Consider the following 24099-nt stretch of genomic DNA (forward strand, 5'->3'; position numbering starts at 1 on the left):
TGCATGCCTTGTGAGGCTATTCTCTTGGACAGGACGTCTGGTACCCGCCGAGCGGGACTGGAACGAACGAGAGGAAGTAATCGGTGACCTCATCCGAGTTCACTGCTGATCCCGCACCTGCGCGTTTGGCGGTCGGCATCGTGTCGGCAGGTCGCGTCGGCACAGCTCTCGGCGAAGCTCTCGAGCGCGTCGGACACGTCGTCGTCGCCTGCTCTGCCGTGTCCGAGGATTCGGTGCATCGTGCGCGCACACGCCTTCCGGACACGCAGATACTGCCGGTCGACGAGGTCGCCACCCGCGCCGAGTTGCTGATCCTCGCGGTCCCCGATTCCGAACTCGCCTCGCTTGCAACGGGTCTGGCGGCAACGGGCGTCGTGGCGCCGGGCAAGCTCGTCGTGCACACTTCCGGCGCCAACGGTGTGGGCATTCTGTCGCCGCTGTCCGCTCGGGGTGCCGTGCCGCTGGCGATCCATCCGGCGATGACCTTTTCCGGACTCGCCGAGGACACGGATCGATTGGCCTCGGCGTGTTTCGGCATCACTGCGGCCGACGAGATCGGTTACGCCGTCGCGCAGGCGCTGGTGCTCGAACTGGGCGGAGAACCGGTGCACGTCGCGGAGACGGAGCGAGCGCTGTATCACGCCGCTCTGGCGCACGGATCCAATCATCTCGTCACCCTCGTCGCCGACGCCGTCGAGGCTCTGCACGTTGCTCTCGACGGCCCGGGATTTCCCGGCATGGACACCGAACCCGGTGTGCCGCAGCGTGTTCTTGCGCCGTTGCTGAATGCTGCGCTCGAGAATGCGCTTCGACGTGGACAGTCTGCGTTGACGGGGCCGGTCGCCCGCGGGGATCTGAGCGCAGTGCAGAAACATCTGAGTGTGCTGCGGGAGGTGGACCCGCGGATTGCCGAGGGGTACCGAGCCCTGTCGCTGCGGTCCGCGCAGAGAATCGGCGCACCCGCGCCACTGGTCGAGTTTCTGGAAGGCGAACGATGACACTGGCAGGTAGCTACAAGGCCGGGGAACTCACGGTCCACCACGATCCCGCCGTGATCACCTCGGTGTCCAAAGCTCTTCGCGCAGTGGGCAAAACTGTGTCTCTCGTGCCGACGATGGGTGCGTTGCACGCAGGTCACATCCACCTCGTCCGGCAGGCCAAACTCACCGGAGCTGTCGTCATCGTGTCGATCTTCGTCAATCCTCTGCAGTTCGGGGCAGGGGAGGACCTGGACGCCTACCCGCGCACGCTCGACGCCGACGTCGAACTGCTTCGTGGGGAAGGGGTCGAGCTGGTGTTCGCGCCCTCCGCGTCGGACATGTACCCGGCCGGTCCGCGCACCACCGTGCATCCAGGCCCGCTCGGGGCGGAGCTGGAAGGCGCTTCCCGGCCCACACATTTCGCGGGCATGCTCACCGTGGTCGCGAAGTTGCTGCAGATCGCGTCGCCGCACGCGGCGTACTTCGGCGAGAAGGACTATCAGCAGCTCACTCTGATCCGTCAGATGGTTCGCGATCTGAACTTCGACGTCAAGATCTACGGCGTGCCGACGGTCCGCGAGCAGGACGGGCTCGCACTGTCCTCCCGCAATCGGTACCTCGACTCCGCGCAGCGAGACGCCGCGATGGTTCTCTCGGCCGCTCTGGTAGCCGGAGCGCACGCAGCGGCAGGTGGTGTGTCGGCGATCCTGTCGACCGCGCGGGGTGTGCTGGACTCGGTCCCCGGGGTCGACGTGGACTACCTCGAGGTCCGCGGCGTGGACCTCGGGCCGGCCCCGGAACGAGGAGACGGGCGACTCCTCGTCGCCGCCAGAATCGGAACCACCCGCCTCATCGACAACGTCGGGGTGGCCGTGGGCACCGGCTTCCTCGAAGCAGGAGTGGAGCCTGCGGAACGACTCGATAAAGCAGGAGTGGAGCCTGCGCAGGCGAACGAATTTACCAAAGCTGAAGGGTGACAACATGTTTCGCACAATGATGAAGTCCAAGATCCACCGCGCCACCGTCACGCATGCCGACCTGCACTACGTTGGCTCGGTCACGGTGGATCTGGATCTGATGGAGGCTGCCGATCTGCTGGAAGGGGAGCAGGTCACCATCGTCGACATCGACAACGGTGCGCGCCTCGAGACGTATGTGATCACCGGTGAGCGGGGCAGTGGCGTCATCGGAATCAACGGTGCGGCAGCTCATCTCGTCAACCCCGGTGATCTGGTCATTCTGATCGCCTATGGAGTGATGAACGAGCAGGAGTGCAAGGACTACGCGCCGCGAGTGGTGTTCGTCGACGACAAGAACGCTCCGGTGGAGTTGGGCTCCGATCCTGCCCACGCGCCCGAGGGGTCCGGTCTGATCACTCCACGCACGCTGCGCGCCGACTCCGTGCTGGTCTAGCTGTGCTGCTCGCAGTCGACGTTCGCAATACCTCGACGACGCTCGGATTGTTCAGCGGAAGTGGTGATCACGCGACGCTGCACCGAGACTGGCGGGTGCGGACCGACCCCAACGTCACCGCCGACGAGCTGGCGTTGATGCTTCGTGGGCTGATCGGGCCCGATGCCGAGCAGATCACGGGAGTGTCGGCGTTGTCGACCGTGCCCTCGGTGCTGCGTGAGACGCGCACGATGCTGGCCCGATACTGGAAGCATGTGCCGCACGTGGTGGTGGAACCCGGTGTGCGCACGGGAGTTCCGTTGCTGGTCGACAATCCCAAGGAGGTGGGTGCGGACCGCATCGTGAACACGCTTGCCGCGCATGATTTGTACGGGAGTGCCTGCATCGTGGTGGATTTCGGCACCACGACGTGCGTCGACGTGGTCTCGGCCAAGGGTGAGTTCCTCGGCGGCGCCATCGCACCGGGCCTGGAGATCTCGACGGCGGCGATGTCGTCACGTTCCGCGGCGTTGCGTGAGGTGGAATTGCTGCGACCGCGTTCCGTCGTCGGCAAGAACACCGTCGAGTGCATGCAGGCCGGGGCGGTCTTCGGGTTCGCGGGCCTGGTCGACGGCCTGGTGAATCGGGTCCGGCGCGAACTGCCGGAGTTCGGGGGCAAGGACGTCGCCGTCATCGGGACGGGTGAGAGTGCGCCGCTCATCATGGCGGAAAGTGCGTCCGTCGAGCACCACGAGCCGGATCTGACGCTCGAGGGCCTGCGTCTGGTGTTCGAGCGAAACCTGGCGAAAAGACGGACCCGCTAGCGCAACTGGAACGGTTGTGTAAGAATCGTCGTCGTGATGATGTGCATGGGACCCCAGGAGTGTTGTCGAGGCTGACCGCTGCCTCGTTCAATTACCTATCCTGGAGAAGTTTCCATGCTTTCCACACCTGTCTTTTCTGGATCTCTGTCGTCCACTTCTGCGCCCAATCTGACGCTTCCGACTCGGTTGCGGCCTCACGACCTGCTGCGGATCACCGATCAGGGTGCGTCCGACGTCCTCGAAGGACGCTTCGACCACCTGCTGCCCGCCGGTGGCAACTGGCCCACCGGTGAGCGCTGGTCGACGCGGTTGCACGCCGACGACGACCTGGATGTCTGGTTGATCAGCTGGGTACCGGACCGCTCCACCGAGCTGCACGATCACGCCGGATCGCTCGGTGCACTCACCGTGTTGAGCGGATCGCTCGTCGAATACCGTTGGGCGGGAGACGGACTGAAGCGTCGTCGACTCGACGCCGGGGATCAGGCGTCCTTCCCGCTCGGATGGGTACACGACGTCATGCGCGCACCCGCATCGATCACCGGGCAGGAGCGGAGCCTGCGGAGTGACCCGATCACTGGGCAGGAGCGGAGCCTGCGGAGTGACCCGACGACTCCTCACCCGACACTGAGTGTCCACGCCTATTCACCGCCGCTGACCGCGATGTCCTACTACGAAGTGACCGACAAGTCGGCACTCCGACGAACCCGCACCGAGCTGACCGATGAGCCCGAAGGACCTTCGAAATGAGCAAGACCGTCGTCCAGATGCTCGACGAAGCACGGACTCGAATCGACCGGATGACCGTCTTCGAACTGCGTGACGCCGTCGAACGCGGCGCGATCGTCGTCGACATCCGTCCGCAGGCCCAACGGGCCGTCGAAGGGACGCTGCCCGGCGCGCTGGCCATCGAACGCAACGTGCTCGAGTGGCGTCTGGATCCCACCAGCGACGCTCGGTTGGTCGCGGCGGTGGATCACGACGTCGAGTGGATCGTGATCTGCTCCGAGGGGTACACGTCCTCCCTGGCTGCAGCGTCGCTGCAGGAGTTGGGGTTGCACAAGGCGACCGACCTCGTCGGTGGCTACCAAGCGCTCAAGTCCGCTGGACTGCTCGGTGTTCTGACGAAGGCGCGGCACTGCGTCCGTGAAGCAGAAGCCGTCACGGCGCACTGATTCTGTCTTTGTCGCACGCGCCGGATAAAGTGTGCTTCCGTGACTGACGCAGCTTCCCCCACCGCCGCCGTTCCAGAATCGTCGGACGCCCAAGAGCTGTCGGACACTCCGGAACAGCTTCGGATTCGTCGTGCCAAGCGGGACCGTCTGCTCGAGCAGGGGCAAGAGGCGTATCCCGTGTCCGTGGACCGCACGCATTCGCTGCTGGAGATCAGGGAGCAGTTCCCGAGCCTCGATGCCGATACCGCGACGGGCGAGCTCGTCGGCGTCGCCGGACGCGTCATCTTCGTCCGCAATACAGGAAAGCTCTGTTTCGCGACGCTGCAGGAGGGCGACGGCACCCAGCTCCAGGCGATGATCAGCCTCGCCGGAGTCGGGGAGGACGCGCTGGCGGCGTGGAAGTCGGACGTCGACCTCGGTGACTTCGTGTTCGTGCACGGCGAGGTCATCTCGAGTCGCCGCGGCGAGCTCAGCGTCATGGCCGACAAGTGGCAGATCGCGTCGAAGGCATTGCGTCCGTTGCCGGTTGCGCACAAGGAATTGAACGAGGAAACGCGCATCCGTCAGCGTTACCTGGATTTGATCACTCGCCCCGAGGCTCGTGAGGTCGCGCGCAAGCGCATCGCCGTCGTGCGTGAGCTTCGCACTGCACTCGAGCGCCGCGGCTTTCTCGAGGTCGAGACGCCCATGCTGCAGACGCTGCATGGCGGCGCGGCTGCACGCCCGTTCGTCACGCACTCCAATGCGCTGGACGCGGACCTGTACCTGAGGATCGCGCCGGAGCTGTTCCTGAAGCGCTGCGTCGTCGGCGGTATCGAGAAGGTCTTCGAGATCAACCGCAACTTCCGTAACGAAGGCGCGGATTCGTCGCACTCACCGGAGTTCGCGATGCTCGAGACGTACGAGGCGTACGGGACGTACGACGATTCCGCACGGATGACGCGTGAGTTGATCCAGGAAGTCGCGCAGGCCGCCCTCGGCACACAGATCGTGCTGCTCCCCGACGGCACCACGTACGACTTGAGTGGTGAGTGGACGACGCTCGAGATGTACCCGTCGCTCTCGGAGTCCATCGGAGTCACCGTCACCCCGGACACGACTGTCGACGAGCTGCTCGCGCTCGCCGAGAAGGTCGGGCTCGAGGTTCCTCGCAAGGACGGCAAGCCCATCTACGGCCACGGGAAGCTCGTCGAGGAACTGTGGGAGCACCAGGTCGGCGACGGCCTGTCCGCGCCCACGTTCGTTCGTGACTTCCCGGTGGAGACGTCGCCGCTGACTCGCCAGCATCGCAGCAAGCCGGGCGTCACCGAGAAGTGGGATCTCTACGTCCGCGGCTTCGAACTGGCCACGGGGTACTCCGAGCTCGTCGACCCGGTGATCCAGCGTGAGCGTTTCGAGGATCAGGCCCGTCAGGCTGCCGCCGGCGACGACGAGGCGATGGTGCTCGACGAGGACTTCCTGGCGGCGATGGAGCAGGGCATGCCGCCCACCACGGGCACGGGCATGGGAATCGACCGGCTCCTGATGGCGCTGACCGGCCTCGGCATTCGGGAGACCATCCTGTTTCCCATCGTGAAACCGCAGGGCTGAGTCCCTCGGCTGTTCGCCAGCAGCGGACAGATAATCGGAAACGAATACGCATCGGCCCGCGTTAAGAACTGTAAGCAGGCACTTCAGTCACCCACAGCAACGCCGAGCGTTGATCCGAGGGGGCCGAGGGTCGGCGAGTGAACGACCGGCCAACTACAGTGAGGCTGGAGGCGTAGACGTTGTAGTTGTCGTCGTCGAGCGCCTCCGATGCCGAGCGACCCCGTGTACTGGATACTGTGGTGCTAGAAGACCTGGTGGGAAGTGCTACCTCCCACCGAGAAGTGAGGGAGAGCGATGTTCGAGAGGTTCACCGATCGCGCGCGGCGTGTTGTCGTCCTGGCTCAAGAAGAAGCCCGGATGCTCAACCACAACTACATCGGCACGGAGCACATCCTGCTCGGGCTCATCCACGAGGGTGAGGGCGTAGCGGCGAAGTCTCTGGAGTCGTTGGGTATCTCCCTTGAAGGAGTCCGCAGCCAGGTCGAGGAAATCATCGGTCAGGGCCAGCAGGCTCCGTCCGGTCATATTCCGTTCACCCCGCGCGCCAAGAAAGTCCTCGAGCTCAGCCTGCGTGAGGCTCTGCAGCTCGGTCACAACTACATCGGTACCGAGCACATTCTGCTCGGGCTGATCCGCGAGGGTGAAGGCGTCGCCGCCCAGGTTCTGGTCAAGCTCGGTGCCGACCTCAACCGCGTGCGTCAGCAGGTCATCCAGCTACTGTCCGGCTACCAGGGCAAGGAGCCGTCGGAGTCCGGCAGCAGCCGCGGCGAGGCCGGTACGCCGTCCACGTCGCTGGTGCTCGACCAGTTCGGGCGCAACCTGACCCAGGCTGCACTCGAAGGCAAGCTCGACCCCGTCATCGGCCGCGCGAAGGAAATCGAGCGCGTCATGCAGGTCCTGAGCCGCCGTACCAAGAACAACCCTGTTCTGATCGGTGAGCCCGGTGTCGGTAAGACCGCTGTCGTCGAGGGGCTCGCGCAAGCAATCGTCAACGGCGAGGTCCCCGAGACCTTGAAGGACAAGCAGCTCTACACCCTCGACCTCGGGTCGCTGGTTGCAGGCAGCCGTTACCGCGGTGACTTCGAGGAGCGCCTGAAGAAGGTTCTCAAGGAGATCAACACTCGCGGCGACATCATCCTGTTCATCGACGAGCTGCACACGCTCGTCGGCGCAGGTGCCGCCGAGGGCGCTATCGACGCGGCCTCCATCCTCAAGCCCAAGCTTGCTCGTGGCGAGCTGCAGACCATCGGTGCAACCACCCTCGACGAGTACCGCAAGTACATCGAGAAGGACGCTGCTCTCGAGCGGCGGTTCCAGCCCGTCCAGGTCGGCGAGCCCACCGTCGAGCACACCATCGAGATTCTCAAGGGTCTGCGCGATCGTTACGAGGCACACCACCGTGTCTCGATCACCGACGGTGCACTCGTCGCGGCAGCAACTCTGGCGGACCGGTACATCAACGACCGATTCCTGCCGGACAAGGCAATCGACCTCATCGACGAAGCGGGCGCGCGGATGCGCATCCGCCGGATGACCGCGCCGCCGGACCTGCGCGAGTTCGACGACAAGATCGCCGACGCGCGTCGCGAAAAGGAATCCGCGATCGACGCGCAGGACTTCGAGAAGGCCGCGAACCTGCGCGACAAGGAAAAGCAGCTGGTTCAGCAGCGTGCCGAGCGCGAGAAGCAGTGGCGTTCCGGTGACCTCGATGTCATCGCCGAGGTCGACGACGAGCAGATCGCCGAGGTCCTCGGAAACTGGACCGGTATCCCCGTCTTCAAGCTCACCGAGGAGGAGACCACCCGTCTGCTCCGTATGGAGGACGAGCTGCACAAGCGGATCATCGGGCAGGTCGAGGCCGTCAAGGCCGTCTCCAAGGCCATCCGCCGTACGCGTGCGGGTCTGAAGGACCCCAAGCGTCCGTCCGGCTCGTTCATCTTCGCCGGCCCGTCCGGTGTCGGTAAGACCGAGCTGTCCAAGGCACTGGCGAACTTCCTGTTCGGCGAGGACGACGCGCTCATCCAGATCGACATGGGCGAGTTCCACGACCGCTTCACCGCGTCGCGTCTGTTCGGTGCTCCTCCCGGATACGTCGGATACGAAGAGGGCGGCCAGCTCACCGAGAAGGTCCGCCGCAAGCCGTTCTCCGTCGTGCTGTTCGACGAGATCGAGAAGGCACACCAGGAGATCTACAACACCCTCCTGCAGGTGCTCGAAGACGGCCGTCTCACCGACGGCCAGGGACGCACGGTCGACTTCAAGAACACCGTGCTCATCTTCACCTCGAACCTCGGTACCTCGGACATCTCGAAGGCAGTCGGTCTCGGCTTCTCCTCGGGTGAAGGCACCGGCTCGAACTACGAGCGCATGAAGCTGAAGGTCAACGACGAGCTGAAGAAGCACTTCCGCCCGGAGTTCCTGAACCGTATCGACGACATCGTCGTGTTCCACCAGCTCACCCAGGACGAGATCATCCAGATGGTCGATCTCATGCTCAACCGCGTCGAGGGTGCGCTGAAGAACAAGGACATGGCCATCGAGGTCACCGAGAAGGCGAAGTCCCTCCTCGCCAAGCGTGGATTCGATCCGGTTCTGGGTGCGCGGCCGCTGCGTCGCACCATCCAGCGCGAGATCGAGGATCAGCTGTCGGAGAAGATCCTCTTCGGCGAGATCGAGCCCGGACAGATCGTCCTGGTCGACGTCGAGAACTGGGACGGCGAAGGCGCAGGCGAGGACGCGAAGTTCACGTTCCGCGGCGAGAAGAAGGCCATCACCGTTCCCGACGAGGTTCCGGTCGACCTGGCCAAGGCCGCTGGCGACAGCGACAGCGAGTAGTCGGGTAGTTCCACCACAGCGGGCCGCATCCCTCACGGGGTGCGGCCCGCTCTGCTGCGTAGGGGTGTTCAGCTGCCTGCCTCGCCGGGGGTGTGATCACGTCGGGCAGCCGGCATCGATGCCGGGGGTGGGCCGGGATCAGTGCGCGAGGAGGCCCGCAATCCAGGGCATGACGTCGCCATAGGCGATCAATCCACCGGGGGCGTGGTTGACGCCGGGAACCGGGACGCGGGGGATCGGGTACTCGATGTAGGTGAGGTCGGTGAATCCGGCTGCTGTCCAGCGATCTCGGAGTGTCCGGCTCTGCTGGATCGGCACGGTGTCGTCGGCGACGGATTGCGACAGAAGAACCGGGGCGCTCGGCATTCCGTATCCGACGGTGTTCGCGCGCATCAGCGTTGCCGCGGGCTCCTCGGCGAGCCGTGCTGCGAGGGATCGGCCGTCGGAGGTGAGGTCGGTCGATCGCAGGAGCCGGCTGGCGGCTATATCGGTCGAGCACCAGTTCTGTGACTCGTCGAGCAGAGCCTGACCGTTCGAATTGAATTGTGAGCGAAGTCGTTCGGCGTCGTCAGGGTGCGCGTTGATCAGCCCGCCGACAGCGTAGAGCAGTGCAGGAGCAAGCGGCGTGTTGTCGAGGTTGTCGATGTTGAGCGTCGGATCGGCCGGTGGCGCGCCGATGTACGAGCCGCGGACGTCGAGTTCCGGTGCGTACGACGCCGCCAGTTCTGCCGCGGCCCCCGCGGCGTGGCCGCCTTCGGAGTAGCCGAACAGGACGACAGGTGCGTCCGAGTCCCCGGCGCCGACGCGTGCGACGTCGAGCAGGGCGTGAGCTGCGTCGACTCGTTCGAGGTAGGTGTGCCCGCCCGGGGTTCCGAGGCCCACGTAGTCGGTGGCGGCGACGGAGTATCCGGCGAGGAGGAGTGGTAGGACAGCGGGGGAAGACCCGACGGTTCCCAGCACTGCCGAACCGGCGCATCGGTCGGCCATCCCGGATGTTCCCGGGGCGTAGGCGATGACGGGCCTCGGGCCTGGCCCCGGCCAGGGTGCGGTCGGTGTCATCGTGTAGCCGGAGACTACCGTCGGGTCGCCCTGAGTGTTCGTGGTGCGGTAAAGAATTCGGTCGATGTCCAGCCCGAGTCCGTCGCCGAGAGGTGGTCCGACGCGGATCGATCGCACGACATCGCCGTCTGCTCGCGCGGCGATGTCGGGTACGGGTGCGGAGTAGAAGTCGGTGAGCGGATCGGCCTGAGCAGGTGCCGCTCCCAACGAGGCCACGACGAGGGCGATGAGCACCGTGCACCGGATTCGAGTCACAGCCGTCACCGTAGTGCGGACAGACCGGGGTCGCAGGCCAACGACGCGCCCACTCTTGCGAGCGAGAGGGGGCGGCAGAACTTCGCACCCAACAGGTGAGGCGCAGTGTGCGGGCGATGCGCTTGACTGACGGTCGTGCCCCTCGACTCGAAGCCGGCCCGCGCCGGACTGGTGTTGTTCGTTCTGATCCTGGTCGCTGCGGTGGCGAATCTGAACCTTGCCGTAGCGAACGTGGCGCTGCCGGAGATCGGCCGGGACTTCGACGCGAGCCAGACGCAGCTCAACCTGATCGCCGTTGCCTATTCGCTCGGGTTGGCGGCGTCGGTGCTGTATCTGGGCGCGCTCGGTGACCGGTACGGCCGCAAGATGCTTCTGGTGCTGGGCATGGCGTTGTCGGTGCCTGCATGTGTGATCGCCGGATTCGCGCCGAACTTCGAGGTGCTGTTCGGCGCACGACTACTGGGAGGTGTGTCGGCGGGCCTGGCGTATCCGACGACGCTGGCGTTGATCACGGCGCTGTGGTCGGGGCCGGCGCGGACCAAGGCCATTGCACTGTGGTCTGCGCTGGGCGGTGCCCTGTCCGCACTGGGACCGCTGCTGTCGGGGGCGCTGCTCGAGAAGTTTCACTGGGGTGCAGTGTTTCTCGTGACGCTTCCGCTGGCCGGACTGGCGTTGCTGCTGGCTGCCGTGCTCGTACCGTCCCACGTCAACGAGACCACCGACCCGGTGGACAACCTCGGCGGCATGGTGTCCGTGGTGTTCATCGCGGCGCTCGTGCTGAGCATCAACTTCGCACCGGTCGACGGCAAAGGGACACTCGCGATCGGACTCGGGGCGATTGCCCTGGCGGCGGGTGCGGTGTTCGTGCTGCGGCAGGCACGTGCCGAGTTCCCGCTGTACGACCTGTCCATCGCTCGCCGCAAGACCTTCTGGGCGGCGGCGCTCGCGGGCATCATCGTCTTCGGTTCGCTGATGGGCGTCATCTTCGTCGGTCAGCAATTCCTGCAGAACGTGCTCGAGTACTCCACTCTGCAAGCCGGGGCGTCGACGCTTCCCGCGGCTGCCGCCATGGTCCTCGTCGCACCGCAGTCGGCGAAGTTGGTCGAGTCGAAGGGGTCGAGGTTCACGCTGCTGCTCGGCTACTTGTTCATCGTTCTCGGTCTCGTCGTCGCGTGGGCTACCTGGAAGGAGAACGTCTCCTACCTGTTCGTCGCCCTGAGCTACGTGCTGCTCGGAATCGGCGTCGGGTTCGCCGGTACCCCGGCGTCGCGCTCGTTGACGGGGTCGGTGCCCGTCGATCGGGCAGGAATGGCGTCGGGAACGGCGGATCTGCAGCGCGATCTGGGCGGCGCGATCATGCAGTCGACGCTCGGGGCCCTGCTGACGGCGGGATATGCAGCGTCGTTGACGTCCGCGATCGCGAATTCGCCGCAGGCGAGCCAGGTCGGTACCGAGACTCAGTCGATCCTGACGAAGTCCTTTTCGTCCGCGGCCGACATGGCCGAGCGGTATCCGCAGTACGGCGATCAGATCATCGACGCCGCGAGGCAGGCGTTTCTCGACGGTGATCAACGGTCGTATGCGGCCGCGATCGCGGTGGTGGTCGTCGGAGCAGTCCTCGTGTTCTTCGCATTCCCTCGTCATGACGAGGAGAAAAGGCTTCTGGCGCACTATCATTCCCAGGACAGCAGGAGTCTGCCGGATTGAATCGCTAGCCTTCGAGTATGCGGCCCTGTCGTCCGGCCGGGCGCATGTCGAGAGGAGTCAGACGCTATGCCCACACGTACATCGCGCACTGCATGGAACGGAACTCTGGAAGCCGGTTCGGGTCAGGTGGAACTCACCAGTTCCGGCGCAGCAACGTTCGACGTCTCGTTTCCCAAGCGTGCTGCCGAGAACGCCGACGGCACCACCAGTCCGGAAGAGCTGATCGCTGCGGCGCACTCGTCGTGCTACGCGATGCAGCTGTCCGCCCTCATCGCGGAGGCAGGTGGCACGCCGCAGAGTCTCGAGGTCAAGGCCGAGGTCTCTCTCGGACCGGACGACCCAGGGTTCAAGCTGACGGGGATCGCGCTGACCGTTCGCGGTGAGGTCGACGGCCTCGACGCCGAGGGCTTCGCGAAGGCAGCGCAGGCCGCGAAGGAGACATGCCCGGTCAGCAAGGCTCTCACCGGTGTGGAGATCACCCTCGACGCAGCGCTCGAGTCCTGACGGCCGACCACCGAAGAAAACGGGCTGATCGCCCGAAATTGTGACCTGTCACTGAAGAAGTGAGGGAGGCTAGATAACCTTCCAACCGTCGTGTCTGAGATCCTGGACAAGTCGAGCAATCCGAACGGCAAACGGCATCGAATGCAGTTCGTACGCCTGACGCGATTCGAACAAACGGACACGACGGTGGTTGGGACCCGGAAAGGACTCACTCGGGGCATGAGGTGGTCGAGCTTCCTGTCGGTAGGGCTGGTGGGTACCGGCGTCTACTTGTGGCTGCCGAGCGGATTGCCCAGGATCTCGGTGTACGCGCTGATCACCGCCGCCTGCGTCGTGACGTTCGCCTGCGTCAGCAAGCACCGGAGCCTCGCCAACCGACCCACGTGGTTCTTCCTGCTGATGGGCCTCGTGGCGTGGGGCCTCGGCGATCTGATCACCGCGGTGTATCTACTGGGCGACACAACCGTGCCGATGGTCTCGCCGGCCGACGCCGCCTACCTTCTCGGGCACGCTGCGTTCATCGTCGGTGTGCTTCTGATCCACGACGACAACGGCCATCGCGTTCTCCGGTTGGAGGACGCACTGGAGGGCTCGATCGTTGCCACCGGCGTCGGGCTGGCTGCGTGGATCTTCGTCGTCGGCAGCCGCCCGGACATCTCCCTCGGGTTCGATGCGTTCTCCGAGTACTGGCCTGTGGTGGTCTACACCACCGCAGACGGCTTCGTCGTCTCGTTGCTCGTCATCCTCCTGTTGTCCAAGCGTGCACGAACATTGCCGTTCACGATGACGGCGGCGGGTTTCGTGACGTTCGCGGTGTCGGCGTGGATCAATTTCCTCGCCGTCGAGCGGTTCGAATTCCGCGACACGAGCGTGGTCAGCGCGGGATGGCTCATCGGCTACATCCTTCTGACGGCAGCGACCCTGTATCCGCCACAAAAACTCTGGACCGTGCCCGACGAGAAGCCGAGACGGGTCGTCGAACGCACTCGGCTCGCTGGGCTCAGTGCAGGCATTCTGCTGTCTCCCGTCGTGATGGGCATCGAACTCGTACGCGGCGTGCCGGTCTCCGAATGGGGCTGGGTCGTGTTCGGGTCGTCGGTTCTTGCCGTCGTACTGGTCGCGGCGCGGATGGCATGTTTCCTGGCGGCGCTGCGCCGACAGGCCGAAGCGTTGTCCATCGCCGCGGTGTCGGACCCGGTGACGGGGCTGGCCAACCGACGCCACCTCGAAGAACTTCTCGACCGCTCCCTCGCCGACGCCGGTGCCTGTGGTGTCGTCGTGTTCGTCGTCGACGTCGACCGCTTCGCGCAGATCAACGAGACCTTCGGCTATCCGGTCGGGGATCGCGTGCTCCGTGAGATCGGGCAGAGGTTGTCGGCGGCAGCGGCGAGCGATTCCGTCGTCGGGCGTCTCGGCGGTGACCAGTTCGTGGTGTCCCTGGCCGCGGACCGGTTGGTCGTCTCCACGTCGGTAGCTGCGGATCATTTTCGCAGCGCAGTCAGCGAGACCATGTTCGTCCGCGACATCAATGTGGCTCTGGACGCGACGGTCGGCGTCGTGGAGTCCTCGAAGCTTGCCGTCGTCGACGCCGAGGCCCTCCTGCAGCACGCCCACGTCGCGCTCACCTTCGCCAAGCACGGCCACGAACGCTCGTCGCTGTACAGCCCGGCTATGGACTCCGACCGCCACGATCAGATGCGACTGCTCGGGGAACTCGAAACCGCCATCCGCGAACGGCAACTGCAGGTGTTCTTCCAGCCGTGCATGGATCTGAAGACGGGCCGGATCTCGGGAGTCGAAGCACTGTTGCGGTGGCAGCATCCACGCGAGGGCCTCATTTCGCCCTGGTCGTTCCTCCCCGACGCGGAACGCTCGGGTCTGCTCCCTTCGATCACCGCCTACGTCCTCGACGATGCGCTGGAATGCTGCAGCACCCTCCGCCGAAATCGGTCGGACTTCCGCGTGTCCGTCAACCTCTCGGTCCGCAACCTGCTGGACGCCACCTTGGTGGAGAACGTGGCCACCGCCCTGCAATCCCACCGTGTCCCTGCATCGGCGGTGCAGTTCGAGGTCACCGAGACCACGGCCATGACCGACCCCCGTCGTTCCGTCGATTCGCTCGTCGCGCTCCGGGATCTGGGCGTCTCGCTCGCCATCGACGATTACGGCACCGGCTACAGCTCGTTGGCCTACCTGAGATCCTTGCCGGTCCAGACCCTGAAGATCGACAAGTCGTTCGTCACGGCCATGAACAGTCAACCGACCAATGCGTCGATCGTGCGGTCGACCATCGATCTCGGCCGGAGCCTGGGCATGACCGTCGTCGCGGAGGGCGTCGAGGACGCCAAGACTCTCGACCGCCTGCGCGCACTCGGGTGTGACGGTGCACAAGGGTTCCACATCGGTCATCCGGTCCCCGAGGAAGAACTGGAGACCTCGATCGATCGAATCGAGAGCCTCGTCGGGGCCGGCCGACCGAGCCCCGAATCGCACCCGTCACTGCCCTCGTCATCGGCTTCTCATGGTGCGAAAGCCGTCGGATCGGCAGCGAATCGAAACTGAACATCGAGGAGCCACAGGTCCCGGACTGGGTGGCAGAATTCGCCGCGATTGCCGAACGTTCGCCCGACGCGATGTACCTGCGGGGCGCGGACGGTCATGTGGCGTACGCCAATTGGGCCGCCCAGGGGCTCGTCGGGGCCGGGGCGGCCGGCATCGAGTTCAGGGAATCGCTGCGTGTCGCAGGAGATGTCGACCCAGTCCTGCGGGCACTCGGTGCAGGTGGCGTCTGGACCGGAGACAGTGTCCTGCGGCACGTGCGTTCGGGCGCCGACATCCCTGTCTGGGTATCGGCGTTCGTCGTCACGGGACGACATGCTCGCACGCCTGTCGTGGCCGTCGTCGCACGCGACCTTCGCGGACGGTTCGACGTCGAGTGCCGCCTGCGCGAAGCCGTCGCGGACGCCGCTGCCCACGCGCGTGAGCAGCGGACGGTCGCCGACCTGAGTCGAACTGCGTTGACTGCCGGTCGGTCTCGTATTCTCGCCGAGGCGACCGACGCTGCTGCGGCGCTCGCCGGGATGGACTGTGCCGTCGTCTTCGAGCCGAGCGCTCCGGATCGCTCCGAACTGTTGGCCGTGTCCTACTCCGGTCCCAGCGCCCCGCCGTCCGCAATTCCGTTGTCGCGCTTGTCGCATGCTGGACTCGCGTTGCGCTCCGACGCTCCGGTCACGTGCGCGGACCGGGACACCGAAACGAGATTCCCGACGGATTTCATGGTGGCACGAGGCGTGCGCAGCGGCGCCGCCGTGGTCATCGAAGGATCGGATGAGCCGTGGGGAGTGCTCGCGGTGTACAGCGCGGAGTCAGGGGAATTCAGCGACGGAGAGCTGGCCTACCTGCAGACGGTCGCAGGTGTGGTGTCCGCGGCGATGCGCAGGCAGGACCTGGAGACGGAACTGCGTCGTCGGATAGCGCACGATCCGTTGACCGGTCTGGCCAACAGGGTGCTGGTGCGTCAGCGCATCGCAGACGTGAGGGTCCACGGGAACCCTTGTCCGATAGCGGTTCTGGTGGTCGATCTGGACAACTTCAAGATGATCAACGACACCCTCGGTCACGCGGTGGGTGACCGGGCGCTCCAGTTCGTGGCGACTCTCCTGGCAGATGCCGTCGACCAGGGCGACATCGTGTCGCGGTTCGGCGGCGACGAGTTCGTCGTCCTGCACCTTGGACCCGATCCTGTGGGTGTGGCGATGCGCATTCTCGAGGGACTCGCAGTGTCGTTCGGAATCGACGGCTTCGACATCACCGTCGCGGCCAGCATCGGCATCGCGGTGGACGAGAACTACACCGCCGATGCCGACGACCTGTTCCGGCGCGCCGACTCGGCGATGTACACCGCGAAGAAATCACGAACGACGGGGTACGCGGTGCACAGACACTCGGACCCGCGGCACGGCTCAGCGCCCCGGAGTCACATCCAGCACGACCTCGAATTCGAGCAGTGACGCCCCCGAGGCGACCGGCTTCGCGCGTTCACCGGAATGAGCGGCCCTGGCAGGTCCCGACGCCCACTGCTGGAAGGCCTCTTCGGTCTCCCACTGCGTGACGACGAAGTAGCGGTCCTCGCCTTTGGTGGGGCGGAGAAGTTGGAAACCGAGGAAGCCGGGTGAACCCTCGACGGCACCTGCTCGTGCAGCGAAGCGCTTCTCCAGCTCGGGGCCAGCGCCCTCGGGAACCTCGATTGCGTTGATCTTGACGACAGCCATGACGCCAGATTACCTGCGCGGCTACCATCGTCCTCGATGCTGCACGACGAGGGTGGAGACGGCCCGCCGATCCTGCTGCTGCACGGGCTCATGGGCAGCTCCGGGACGTGGCGGCGCGCCCTTCCCTGGCTGCGCACCCTCGGCCACGTCCATACGTACGACGCTCCGGGCCACCGGCGTCCGCCGCCCTCGACATTGACCACCGAAGCCTTCGTCGAGGATCTGGCGGCGCATGCCGAGACGCTGGGCGGGGCGGCGGTGATCGGCCACTCGATGGGCTCCCTGCACGGATGGTGCCTGGCCGCTGCCCGTCCGGAACTGGTGACGGCCCTCGTCGTCGAGGACATCGCGCCGGACTTCCGTGGCAGGACGGCCGACGCCTGGGCCGCGATGATCAGGAACTGGCCGCAGCCGTTTCCGACGGAGGCCGCCGTCCTCGACTACTTCGGGGAGGTGGCGGGCCGATACTTCCTGGATTCGTTCACCCGACGGGAGGACGGGTGGTACCTGCACGGTGAGGTTTCGACGTTCGAGGCCATCTCGTCGGAATGGGGAAGGCGGGACTTCTGGGCGGAGTGGGAAGCCGTCGACGTGCCGTCGTTGCTTCTCGAAGGTGAGTTCGGGATCACACCCGACGGGCAGATGGCGGAGATGCACGCGCGGAACCCGAAGTCCGAGTACGTGTTCGTGCCCGGCGCGGCCCATCTGATCCACGACGAGTCCCCGCAGATCTACCAGGAGGCGGTGACGAGCTTCCTGACCGCACTACGATGACGCGAATGTCGTCGGCGAAGCTCAACGGAATCGAAATCGACTACGAGGTCACGGGCTCCGGCCCCCTCGTGGTCCTGGTGATGGGAACCGGCAGCCCGGGGCGAGTGTGGAAGGCGCATCAGGTGCCCGCGCTGGTGACGGCCGGTTTTCGGGTCGTCACGTTCGACAACCGGGGTGTTTCGCCGTCGTTCGAGGCCGGCCGGTCCATGATGCTCGACGACCTCGTCGCCGACACGGCCGCGCTGATCGAGCATCTCGGTGGCATGCGAGCACGCGTTGTCGGTACGTCGATGGGGGCGCGCGTCACGCAGGAACTCGCGCTCGCCCGCCCCGACCTCGTCTCCCACGCCGTGATGATGGCGACGTACGGGCGGTCGTCGACGATGCAGAAGGCGTGGTCGCAGGCCGAACGCGATCTGTACGACGCCGGGATCACGCTCCCCGCGTCCTACCGTGCGGCGATGACGGCGATGAACAACTTCTCGCCCGCAACGCTGCGGAACGAGCAAGCGATCGCGGATTGGCTTGCCGTGCTGGAATTCTCGGGTGGGCAGCCGACTGCGGGCCGACGCGCACAGATCGGTCTGGAGATGCGCGCGGGCACCGAGCGGCTGACGGCGTATCGCAAGATCACCGCGAAGTCTCTGGTCATCGGATTCGCCGACGACCGATTGATCCCGGCGCACCTCAGCCGTGAAGTCGCCCAGGCAATTCCGGGAGCACGCTACGAGGAGATCCCGGACACCGGGCATTTCGGCTACCTCGAACGGCCCGACGTCGTCAACAAGGTTCTGGCGGACTTCCTGCGCTGATCAGCCCTCGCCCGCCAGACAGAACAGACCGGACTCGGTCTGCTCGACCAGACCGTCGAGCAGCAGCGAATCCAGCGCCCTGTCGCGCTGACCGGGATCGGTGAGCCACACGATGTCCAACTGCGCCCGTTCCACCGGGCCGGGACTCTCCCGCAGCACGGACATCAGCTTTCCGCGCACCTGTCGATCGGTGCCGGCGAACTTCTGCACCTTCTTGGCCGGACCTGTGTACGCCGGTCTCCCCGCGTCGATCCACGAGCACTTCGGCAGCGGACACAGCAGGCAGGCCGGGTTCTTCGCCGTGCAGATCAACGCGCCGAGTTCCATCAGAGCCGCCGAGTACCGCGCCGCGCGAGCCTTCAGGCGGGGGAGCAGGGCGTCCACGTCCGCGAGATCACGCGTCGTCGACGGATTACCCGGCTCCGCCTCGCCGTGCACAGCACGGGCGACGACACGACGAACATTGGTGTCGACGACCGGAACTCGCCGACCGTAGGCGAAGCAGGCCACCGCACGCGCGGTGTACGCGCCGATACCGGGCAATCCCAGGAGAATGTCGACGTCGTCGGGCACCACGTCACCGTGCTCGGACGCCAGGACCGACGCGCATTCGTGTAACCGCAGAGCCCGACGCGGATAGCCGAGCTTGCCCCAGGCCCGCAGAACCTCGGCCTGCGACGACGCCGCCATCTTCGACGGAACGGGCCACTTCCGAACCCACTCCTCCCAGATCGGAGCCACGCGAGAGACCGGTGTCTGCTGGAGCATGATCTCGCTCATCAGTATCTGCCAGGCAGTCACTCCGGGCCGACGCCACGGCAGATCCCGCTCCTCGGCATCGAACCAGCTCAGCAACGCTGCCGTATCGATGGGCACGTGTCCTCAACAGCCTTTCGTCCGCGCGACGGTCCGGTGGCCGTCCGGGACCGGCGAGGGAACCTGACTCGCCGGTAATCGTCGACCCATGCACAATGACTTACATGCCTGCCTCCAACCCAGCATCAGCATGGAAGTCTCTCAAAGAGGGTAACCAGCGTTTCGTCGCCGGCGCCCCCCTGCATCCCAGTCAGGGTATCGAGGACCGCACCAGACTCGCCGACGGCCAGAGCCCCCGCGCAATTCTGTTCGGTTGCGCGGACTCTCGCGTCGCCGCCGAGATCATCTTCGATCAGGGCCTCGGGGACATGTTCGTCGTGCGCACCGCCGGCCACACCGTCGACTCGTCCGTGCTCGGCTCGATCGAATACGGCGTAGCCGTGCTCGGTGCGCACCTCATCGTCGTCCTCGGACACGACAAGTGCGGCGCCGTCAGGGCCACCACGGACGCACTCGATTCCGGCGACATCCCCGGCGGCTACATCCGCGACGTCGTCGAACGCGTCACCCCGTCGGTCCTGTCGGCCAGGCGCGACGGCTACACCGACGTCGACGATTTCATGGCCCGCCACGTCGAGGAAACGGGCAACCTGCTCATGCAGCGCTCCCGAATCATCGCGGCGAAAGTCGAATCGGGTGATGCCGCCATCGTCGGATTGACCTACAAGTTGTCCGAGGGAAGTGCGCGATTGCGAGAGGTCATCGGCGACATCGGCGAGAAGCCCTGACGTAAATACCCAGGTCCGACGCGACACGCCGTATGTGCTTGCGGGATGGCTGAGCTACCGCCAATTACGGTAGTTCTGTGTTGCAACCAACCGGGCCGCTGCCTCCCGAAATCTATTGGCGTCGTCGCGCACTCGCCATCGGTGCTGCCGTCGTCGTGCTCGGTTTGATCGTGTGGTTCATCAGCTCGCTCGGTGGCGGTGAGGACGATCAGCAGACCCAACCGGCGGGCGTCGTGTCGAGCGCAAGCCCCTCGACCACGGCCCCGTCGTCGACGAGTTCTCAGCAGCAGGCGTCCGCATCGGACGGCGGCTCGGGTGGGTCCGGCGGTTCGGGAGGATCCGGTGGCTCCGGCGGCGGCGCTCCCGCGTCGTCGGGAGCCTCGGGAACCTCCGCTGCTCCCGCTGCGGATCTCCCGGTGGCCTCCAACCAGTGCGCGGATCAGAGTCTCGCGATCAAGGCGACGCCGGACAAGGCGACGTACCGAGTCGGCGAAGAGCCAGGATTCACCGTCGTCATCACCAACATCAGCTCGACGGAATGCCAACGTGACGTCGGTGCCGGTCTGCAGCAGGCTCTGGTGTTCACCCTCGACGATCAGCGAATCTGGTCCAACACCGACTGCTTCCCGGACGCCCAGTCGGACCTGCGGTCCTTCAAGCCGGGTGAGCAGGCAGGGTTCACGGTCAAGTGGTCGGGAACCAACTCGGTTCCCGGTTGCGGTGAAGAACGCGTCCCCGTCGGCGCCGGTTCCTACAAGGTGATCGCCCAGCTCGGTGAACTGCGCAGCTCGCCGGAACCGTTCAACATCACCACTTAGACGTCAGTCGAACGGCCCCGCGATGGACGATTCGGCCAGGCGCGACAGGCCTTCTCGGATGTGCCGGGCCCAGAGGCCGCCGATGCCCTCGACCGATTGCAGGTCGGCGGCGGTGGCCGCGAGAAGCCCCTGCAGAGTGCCGAAGGATGCGACCAGACGGTGGATCTGGCTGAACTGCAGACGCGGTACCCGCGTCAGTACCCGGTAGCCGCGCGGGCTCATCGGAGTGTCGAGGGCCTCGATCGTCGCGGGATAGCCGAACGCACGCGCCAACGTCGTCAGGTCGAGAAGGTCGACGTCGGTCAGCTTGTCCAGAGCGCCGAGCGCACGCTCGACCGCTGCCGTGCCCGCAGGTTCCGTGCCTGCTAGGTAGTCCCGGACGACGAGTTGACGGTCGATGTCGTTGTCGCCGAGCAGCTCCTCCAGCTGCAGCGCCAATTGCCTTCCGTCCGTGCCGAGTTCGAGAACGTTCTGTTCGATCTCCACCGACACGCGTCGCACCATCTCGAGCCGCTGCGCGACGGTCAACGCGTCCCGCAGGGTCACGAAATCCTCGATCTCGACGACCGACAGTTGCCGGGTGTTGTCGTCGAGACGCGCTTTGTAGCGTTCGAGAGTCGCGACGGCCTGGTTGGCGCGCGATTGAATCGTCGCGGAACCTTCGACGACATGCCGGATACCGGCGACGTAGACGCTGACGATGCTCATCGACTGGCTGACGGAGACGACCGGGTAGCCGGTCTGCATCGCGGTCCGTTCCGCTGCGCGGTGCCGCGTACCGGATTCCACGGTGGGGATCTTGTGGTCGGGCACCAGCTGAACGTTGGACCGCACGATCCGCTTGCCGTCGGTCGACAACACGACGGCGCCGTCCATCTTCGACAGTTCTCGCAGTCTCGTCGGGGCGAACTCGACGTCCAGCTCGAATCCGCCGTCGCAGATGGCTTCCACTTCGTCGTCGTAGCCGAGCACGATCAACCCGCCGGTACGGCCTCGCAGGATGCGCTCGAGCCCGTCACGGAGAGCAGTGCCGGGGGCAAGGCGGGCAATGGTCTCCCGGAGAACAGGGGACGTCGGCTCGCCGCGTGTCGAGTCGGTCATGCTCATCCCCTCGTCGATGTCGGCGTTCACGGATGCAGGGGTGGTGCGTGTCCTGCAGGAAAGAGGTTACGTGAGCGGGAGTGGAGCCCGCGGAATGACCCGATTATGCGGGAGTGGAGCCCGCGGAATGACCCGAATTTGCGGGAGTGGAGCCCGCGGAATGACCCGAATTTGCGTGCTGACTAGCGAGAGCGGGGACGGACGGAGGTCAGGGCGTCGGCGAGGTTGGTGACTGTTCTGACTTTCATTCCGGCGGGCATCGGGTCGTCGTGTGGAGGGGTGATGGCGTGGGTGAAGCCGAGGCGTGCCGCTTCGGCGAGTCTTCTGCCGAGGCCGGACACGCGGCGGATCTCGCCTGCGAGGCCGACTTCGCCCAGGATGACGAGGCCGGGATCGAGTGGCACGTTGTTGACGCCGGATGCGACGGCGGCGGCGAGGGCCAGGTCCACGGCGGGTTCGGTGGTTTTCATACCTCCGACGGTGGCGGCGTAGACCTCGCACTTGGCGATCTTGAGGCCGCAGTGTTTCTCGAGGACCGCGAGGATCATTGCGACGCGGGCGGAGTCGAGGCCGCTGACGGCCCGTCTCGGTGACGGCATGTGTGTCTCGACGACGAGTGCCTGCAGTTCGGCGAGCAGGGGGCGCTTGCCGTCCATGGTGACGGTGACCGCCGTGCCTGCGACGGATTCCGTCCGGTGGTGCAGGAACAGCCCGGATGGGTCGGAGATGCCGACGATGCCCGTCTCGCGCAGTTCGAAACAGCCGACCTCGTCGGATGCGCCGAATCTGTTCTTGACGCCTCGGATCATCCGCAGGGTGGAGTGTTTGTCGCCTTCGAAGTGGAGGACGACGTCGACGAGGTGTTCGAGGGACCTCGGTCCGGCCACCGCGCCGTCCTTCGTGACGTGACCGATGAGCAGTACCGCGACTCCGGTCGTCTTGGCGAGCGAGGTCAGTGCACTGGTGATGGCGCGTACCTGGGTGACGCCGCCGATGACTCCGTCGACGTCGGCGGCGAGCATCGTCTGCACCGAGTCGACGATGAGCAGGCTGGGCTTGACCTGCTCCACGTGCCCGAACACCGTGGCAAGGTCCGATTCGGCGGCGAGGAACACACGCTCGTGGACAGCCCCGGTGCGGTCGGCACGCAGACGTACCTGCCCGGCGGACTCCTCACCCGTGACGTACAGAGCGCGTCTGTCCTCACCCGTCCGTGCCCACCGATGGACGACCTCGAGGAGCAGCGTCGATTTTCCGACGCCCGGCTCGCCCGCGAGAAGTACGACGGATCCGGGGACCAGGCCGCCACCGAGAACCCGGTCGAACTCGCTGATGCCGGTGGAATTGGCCTGGGACGTCGTGCTGCTGATCTGGGTGATCGCGGCAGCGGGCGACGTCGGGATCATCGGCGCGAGCGTCGACCGTGTGTTCCCGGCCCCGAGGCCGGACGCGCCTGCTCGGGTGGCGACGGGTGCGAGGACCGTGGCCTCGTCCATCGAACCCCAGCTACCGCACTCCGGGCAGCGCCCCACCCATTTGGCGACGGTGTGATGGCAGGCCGAACAGCGGTAGTTGGACTTCAGTTTGGCCACGGGAGAAGACTAGAGGTGACCACCGACATCGAATGCGTCGAAGATCAGTTGTTCCCGTCCGCGCCTTCTTCGACCTCGGTCTCGACGACGCTCTGCTCGGCTTCCGCAGCTTCGCCGTGCAGCTCCGCCTCGACGGGGGACTTCTCGGAGATGTTGCGCTCGAGGACCTGACCGGCGTCGACGGGAACGAGAAGCTCCACGTCGCCCGCGTCTTCGAAGGTGAAGGTGATCGGAACGGTCAAGCCCGGACGAACTTCCTCGCCGATGCCGTTGAGCTCGACGACGATGAACTGGAGCGGAATGTCGGGGTTGGTGGCCTCGTTGTCCACGGGCGTACCGGCGCCGAGTGCAGTCAGCGGTGCGATCTCGGTTCCACCCGGCTCTTCGCCGACGGTGATCGACGACGCCGCTGTCGTGGAGATGCGCGTCAGAGTGTCTGCGTTTGCGGGGCTGTTGTTGACGGCGATGAATCCGAGCTCCACCTTGCCGCCTGCCTCGATCGAGTACTCCTCGGTCTGCGGGTAGACGACGTGGACGTTGCGCAGCGAGATGTCACCGATGTCGGCGGAGTTTCCGTTGACGGCGGACACCTGCGTCGCCGTCTGCGAGATCTGGCCTGCACCGCACGCGGACAGTGCGAGTACACCGCCGGCTGCGAGGGCGACAACGGCTGCCAGTCGCTTTCCGGGGCGTACCGCAGGCTCCAGGCTGGTACTGGTCTTCGGGTTCGCGGTCGCAGCAATGAACGCAGTCACTTCGTCGTCCTCCAGGTGTGGCCGGTGTCGATGGCGCGGGCGAGGCGGCTG

Annotated in this window: 22 protein-coding genes; 16 read left to right on the top strand and 6 right to left on the bottom strand. The window is 65.7% G+C overall.

All coding sequences use genetic code 11. The features are described 5' to 3' along the window. The first annotated feature begins 83 nt into the window (after positions 1–83). The 8 genes from CH289_RS12375 (at position 84) to CH289_RS12410 (ending at position 8796) form a co-directional block, all read left to right on the top strand. The gene (locus CH289_RS12375; RefSeq protein WP_019663061.1) at positions 84–998 is read left to right on the top strand and encodes a Rossmann-like and DUF2520 domain-containing protein; all 915 of its coding nucleotides are present in this window, start codon (positions 84–86) and stop codon (positions 996–998) included. Then, positions 995–1957 carry a pantoate--beta-alanine ligase gene (panC, locus tag CH289_RS12380; RefSeq protein WP_094725740.1) on the top strand — a complete coding sequence of 321 codons (963 nt, stop codon included), beginning with the start codon at positions 995–997 and terminating at the stop codon, positions 1955–1957. Before CH289_RS12375 ends, panC begins: the two co-directional genes overlap by 4 nt. A gap of 4 nt (positions 1958–1961) precedes the next feature. Beyond that, on the top strand, positions 1962–2393 hold the full coding sequence (gene panD / locus CH289_RS12385; protein ID WP_019663063.1) for an aspartate 1-decarboxylase: 432 nt from the start codon (positions 1962–1964) through the stop codon (positions 2391–2393). Between the two features lie 2 nt (positions 2394–2395). Then, entirely contained in the window at positions 2396–3196 is an 801-nt protein-coding gene (locus CH289_RS12390; protein WP_019663064.1) for a type III pantothenate kinase, read from the top strand. Positions 3197–3310: 114 nt separating this feature from the next. Further along, on the top strand, positions 3311–3946 hold the full coding sequence (locus CH289_RS12395; RefSeq protein ID WP_094627817.1) for a cupin domain-containing protein: 636 nt from the start codon (positions 3311–3313) through the stop codon (positions 3944–3946). After that, complete coding sequence (locus tag CH289_RS12400; RefSeq protein WP_019663066.1) at positions 3943–4371, top strand: rhodanese-like domain-containing protein; 429 nt, start codon at positions 3943–3945, stop codon at positions 4369–4371. Before CH289_RS12395 ends, CH289_RS12400 begins: the two co-directional genes overlap by 4 nt. A 39-nt stretch (positions 4372–4410) precedes the next feature. After that, positions 4411–5961, top strand: a complete 1551-nt coding sequence (gene lysS / locus CH289_RS12405) for a lysine--tRNA ligase (protein WP_019663067.1) — start codon at positions 4411–4413, stop codon at positions 5959–5961. Positions 5962–6255: 294 nt separating this feature from the next. Beyond that, a complete protein-coding gene (locus tag CH289_RS12410; protein ID WP_019663068.1) occupies positions 6256–8796 on the top strand; it encodes an ATP-dependent Clp protease ATP-binding subunit in 2541 nt (846 codons plus the stop codon). A gap of 138 nt (positions 8797–8934) precedes the next feature. Here the strand turns inward: CH289_RS12410 and CH289_RS12415 are convergent, their stop codons facing one another. Beyond that, the gene (locus CH289_RS12415) at positions 8935–10110 is read right to left on the bottom strand and encodes a lipase family protein (RefSeq protein ID WP_256977169.1); all 1176 of its coding nucleotides are present in this window, start codon (positions 10108–10110) and stop codon (positions 8935–8937) included. 135 nt (positions 10111–10245) lie between these two features. Here CH289_RS12415 and CH289_RS12420 point away from each other — a divergent pair, with 135 nt between their 5' ends. The 4 genes from CH289_RS12420 to CH289_RS12435 all read left to right on the top strand — a co-directional run bounded on the left by CH289_RS12420 (position 10246) and on the right by CH289_RS12435 (position 16331). Beyond that, positions 10246–11817, top strand: a complete 1572-nt coding sequence (locus CH289_RS12420) for an MFS transporter (RefSeq protein ID WP_019663070.1) — start codon at positions 10246–10248, stop codon at positions 11815–11817. A 66-nt stretch (positions 11818–11883) separates the two neighbouring features. Next, complete coding sequence (locus CH289_RS12425; protein WP_019663071.1) at positions 11884–12321, top strand: OsmC family peroxiredoxin; 438 nt, start codon at positions 11884–11886, stop codon at positions 12319–12321. Between the two features lie 219 nt (positions 12322–12540). Next, complete coding sequence (locus CH289_RS12430; RefSeq protein WP_256977170.1) at positions 12541–14883, top strand: putative bifunctional diguanylate cyclase/phosphodiesterase; 2343 nt, start codon at positions 12541–12543, stop codon at positions 14881–14883. A gap of 29 nt (positions 14884–14912) precedes the next feature. Next, complete coding sequence (locus tag CH289_RS12435; protein WP_094727989.1) at positions 14913–16331, top strand: sensor domain-containing diguanylate cyclase; 1419 nt, start codon at positions 14913–14915, stop codon at positions 16329–16331. On the opposite strand, the gene mhuD is transcribed toward CH289_RS12435, so the two are convergent. Further along, a complete protein-coding gene (mhuD, locus tag CH289_RS12440) occupies positions 16284–16592 on the bottom strand; it encodes a mycobilin-forming heme oxygenase MhuD (protein ID WP_019663074.1) in 309 nt (102 codons plus the stop codon). The two genes, CH289_RS12435 and mhuD, sit on opposite strands and share 48 nt — an antisense overlap. Before the next feature lie 36 nt (positions 16593–16628). On the opposite strand from mhuD, the gene CH289_RS12445 reads away from it, so the two are divergent. Both CH289_RS12445 and CH289_RS12450 read left to right on the top strand, forming a co-directional pair. After that, a complete protein-coding gene (locus CH289_RS12445; protein WP_020110912.1) occupies positions 16629–17366 on the top strand; it encodes an alpha/beta fold hydrolase in 738 nt (245 codons plus the stop codon). A gap of 5 nt (positions 17367–17371) precedes the next feature. Beyond that, positions 17372–18178: an alpha/beta fold hydrolase gene (locus CH289_RS12450; RefSeq protein ID WP_019663076.1), complete on the top strand. Its 807-nt coding sequence runs from the start codon at positions 17372–17374 to the stop codon at positions 18176–18178. Here the strand turns inward: CH289_RS12450 and CH289_RS12455 are convergent, their stop codons facing one another. Continuing rightward, on the bottom strand, positions 18179–19054 hold the full coding sequence (locus tag CH289_RS12455) for an HhH-GPD family protein (protein WP_094727990.1): 876 nt from the start codon (positions 19052–19054) through the stop codon (positions 18179–18181). A 104-nt stretch (positions 19055–19158) separates the two neighbouring features. On the opposite strand from CH289_RS12455, the gene CH289_RS12460 reads away from it, so the two are divergent. Together CH289_RS12460 and CH289_RS12465 are read left to right on the top strand one after the other, a co-directional pair. Further along, positions 19159–19782, top strand: a complete 624-nt coding sequence (locus CH289_RS12460; protein WP_094727991.1) for a carbonic anhydrase — start codon at positions 19159–19161, stop codon at positions 19780–19782. A 77-nt stretch (positions 19783–19859) separates the two neighbouring features. Continuing rightward, complete coding sequence (locus CH289_RS12465; protein ID WP_020110910.1) at positions 19860–20600, top strand: hypothetical protein; 741 nt, start codon at positions 19860–19862, stop codon at positions 20598–20600. A 3-nt stretch (positions 20601–20603) separates the two neighbouring features. On the opposite strand, the gene disA is transcribed toward CH289_RS12465, so the two are convergent. From disA to CH289_RS12480, 3 genes are all read right to left on the bottom strand, one after another. Continuing rightward, on the bottom strand, positions 20604–21701 hold the full coding sequence (gene disA / locus CH289_RS12470) for a DNA integrity scanning diadenylate cyclase DisA (protein WP_019663080.1): 1098 nt from the start codon (positions 21699–21701) through the stop codon (positions 20604–20606). 182 nt (positions 21702–21883) lie between these two features. Next, positions 21884–23293, bottom strand: a complete 1410-nt coding sequence (radA, locus tag CH289_RS12475) for a DNA repair protein RadA (protein WP_020110908.1) — start codon at positions 23291–23293, stop codon at positions 21884–21886. Positions 23294–23337: 44 nt separating this feature from the next. After that, a complete protein-coding gene (locus CH289_RS12480; RefSeq protein ID WP_371828088.1) occupies positions 23338–24000 on the bottom strand; it encodes a copper chaperone PCu(A)C in 663 nt (220 codons plus the stop codon). Positions 24001–24099: the final 99 nt, after the last annotated feature.

The sequence above is a fragment of the Rhodococcus sp. RS1C4 genome (assembly GCF_002258225.1).
In the GTDB taxonomy this organism is placed as follows: Bacteria; Actinomycetota; Actinomycetes; order Mycobacteriales; family Mycobacteriaceae; genus Rhodococcoides; species Rhodococcoides fascians_E.

What these genes read in the sequence shown, in the direction of transcription:
- panC (WP_094725740.1), top strand. Translation starts at nt 995, where the DNA reads ATGACACTGGCAGGTAGCTACAAGGCCGGGGAACTCACGGTCCACCAC.
- panD (WP_019663063.1), top strand. Translation starts at nt 1,962, where the DNA reads ATGTTTCGCACAATGATGAAGTCCAAGATCCACCGCGCCACCGTCACG.
- CH289_RS12395 (WP_094627817.1), top strand. Translation starts at nt 3,311, where the DNA reads ATGCTTTCCACACCTGTCTTTTCTGGATCTCTGTCGTCCACTTCTGCG.
- CH289_RS12400 (WP_019663066.1), top strand. Translation starts at nt 3,943, where the DNA reads ATGAGCAAGACCGTCGTCCAGATGCTCGACGAAGCACGGACTCGAATC.
- CH289_RS12410 (WP_019663068.1), top strand. Translation starts at nt 6,256, where the DNA reads ATGTTCGAGAGGTTCACCGATCGCGCGCGGCGTGTTGTCGTCCTGGCT.
- CH289_RS12425 (WP_019663071.1), top strand. Translation starts at nt 11,884, where the DNA reads ATGCCCACACGTACATCGCGCACTGCATGGAACGGAACTCTGGAAGCC.
- CH289_RS12430 (WP_256977170.1), top strand. Translation starts at nt 12,541, where the DNA reads ATGAGGTGGTCGAGCTTCCTGTCGGTAGGGCTGGTGGGTACCGGCGTC.
- mhuD (WP_019663074.1), bottom strand. Translation starts at nt 16,592, where the DNA reads ATGGCTGTCGTCAAGATCAACGCAATCGAGGTTCCCGAGGGCGCTGGC.
- CH289_RS12445 (WP_020110912.1), top strand. Translation starts at nt 16,629, where the DNA reads ATGCTGCACGACGAGGGTGGAGACGGCCCGCCGATCCTGCTGCTGCAC.
- CH289_RS12450 (WP_019663076.1), top strand. Translation starts at nt 17,372, where the DNA reads ATGTCGTCGGCGAAGCTCAACGGAATCGAAATCGACTACGAGGTCACG.
- CH289_RS12460 (WP_094727991.1), top strand. Translation starts at nt 19,159, where the DNA reads ATGCCTGCCTCCAACCCAGCATCAGCATGGAAGTCTCTCAAAGAGGGT.
- disA (WP_019663080.1), bottom strand. Translation starts at nt 21,701, where the DNA reads ATGACCGACTCGACACGCGGCGAGCCGACGTCCCCTGTTCTCCGGGAG.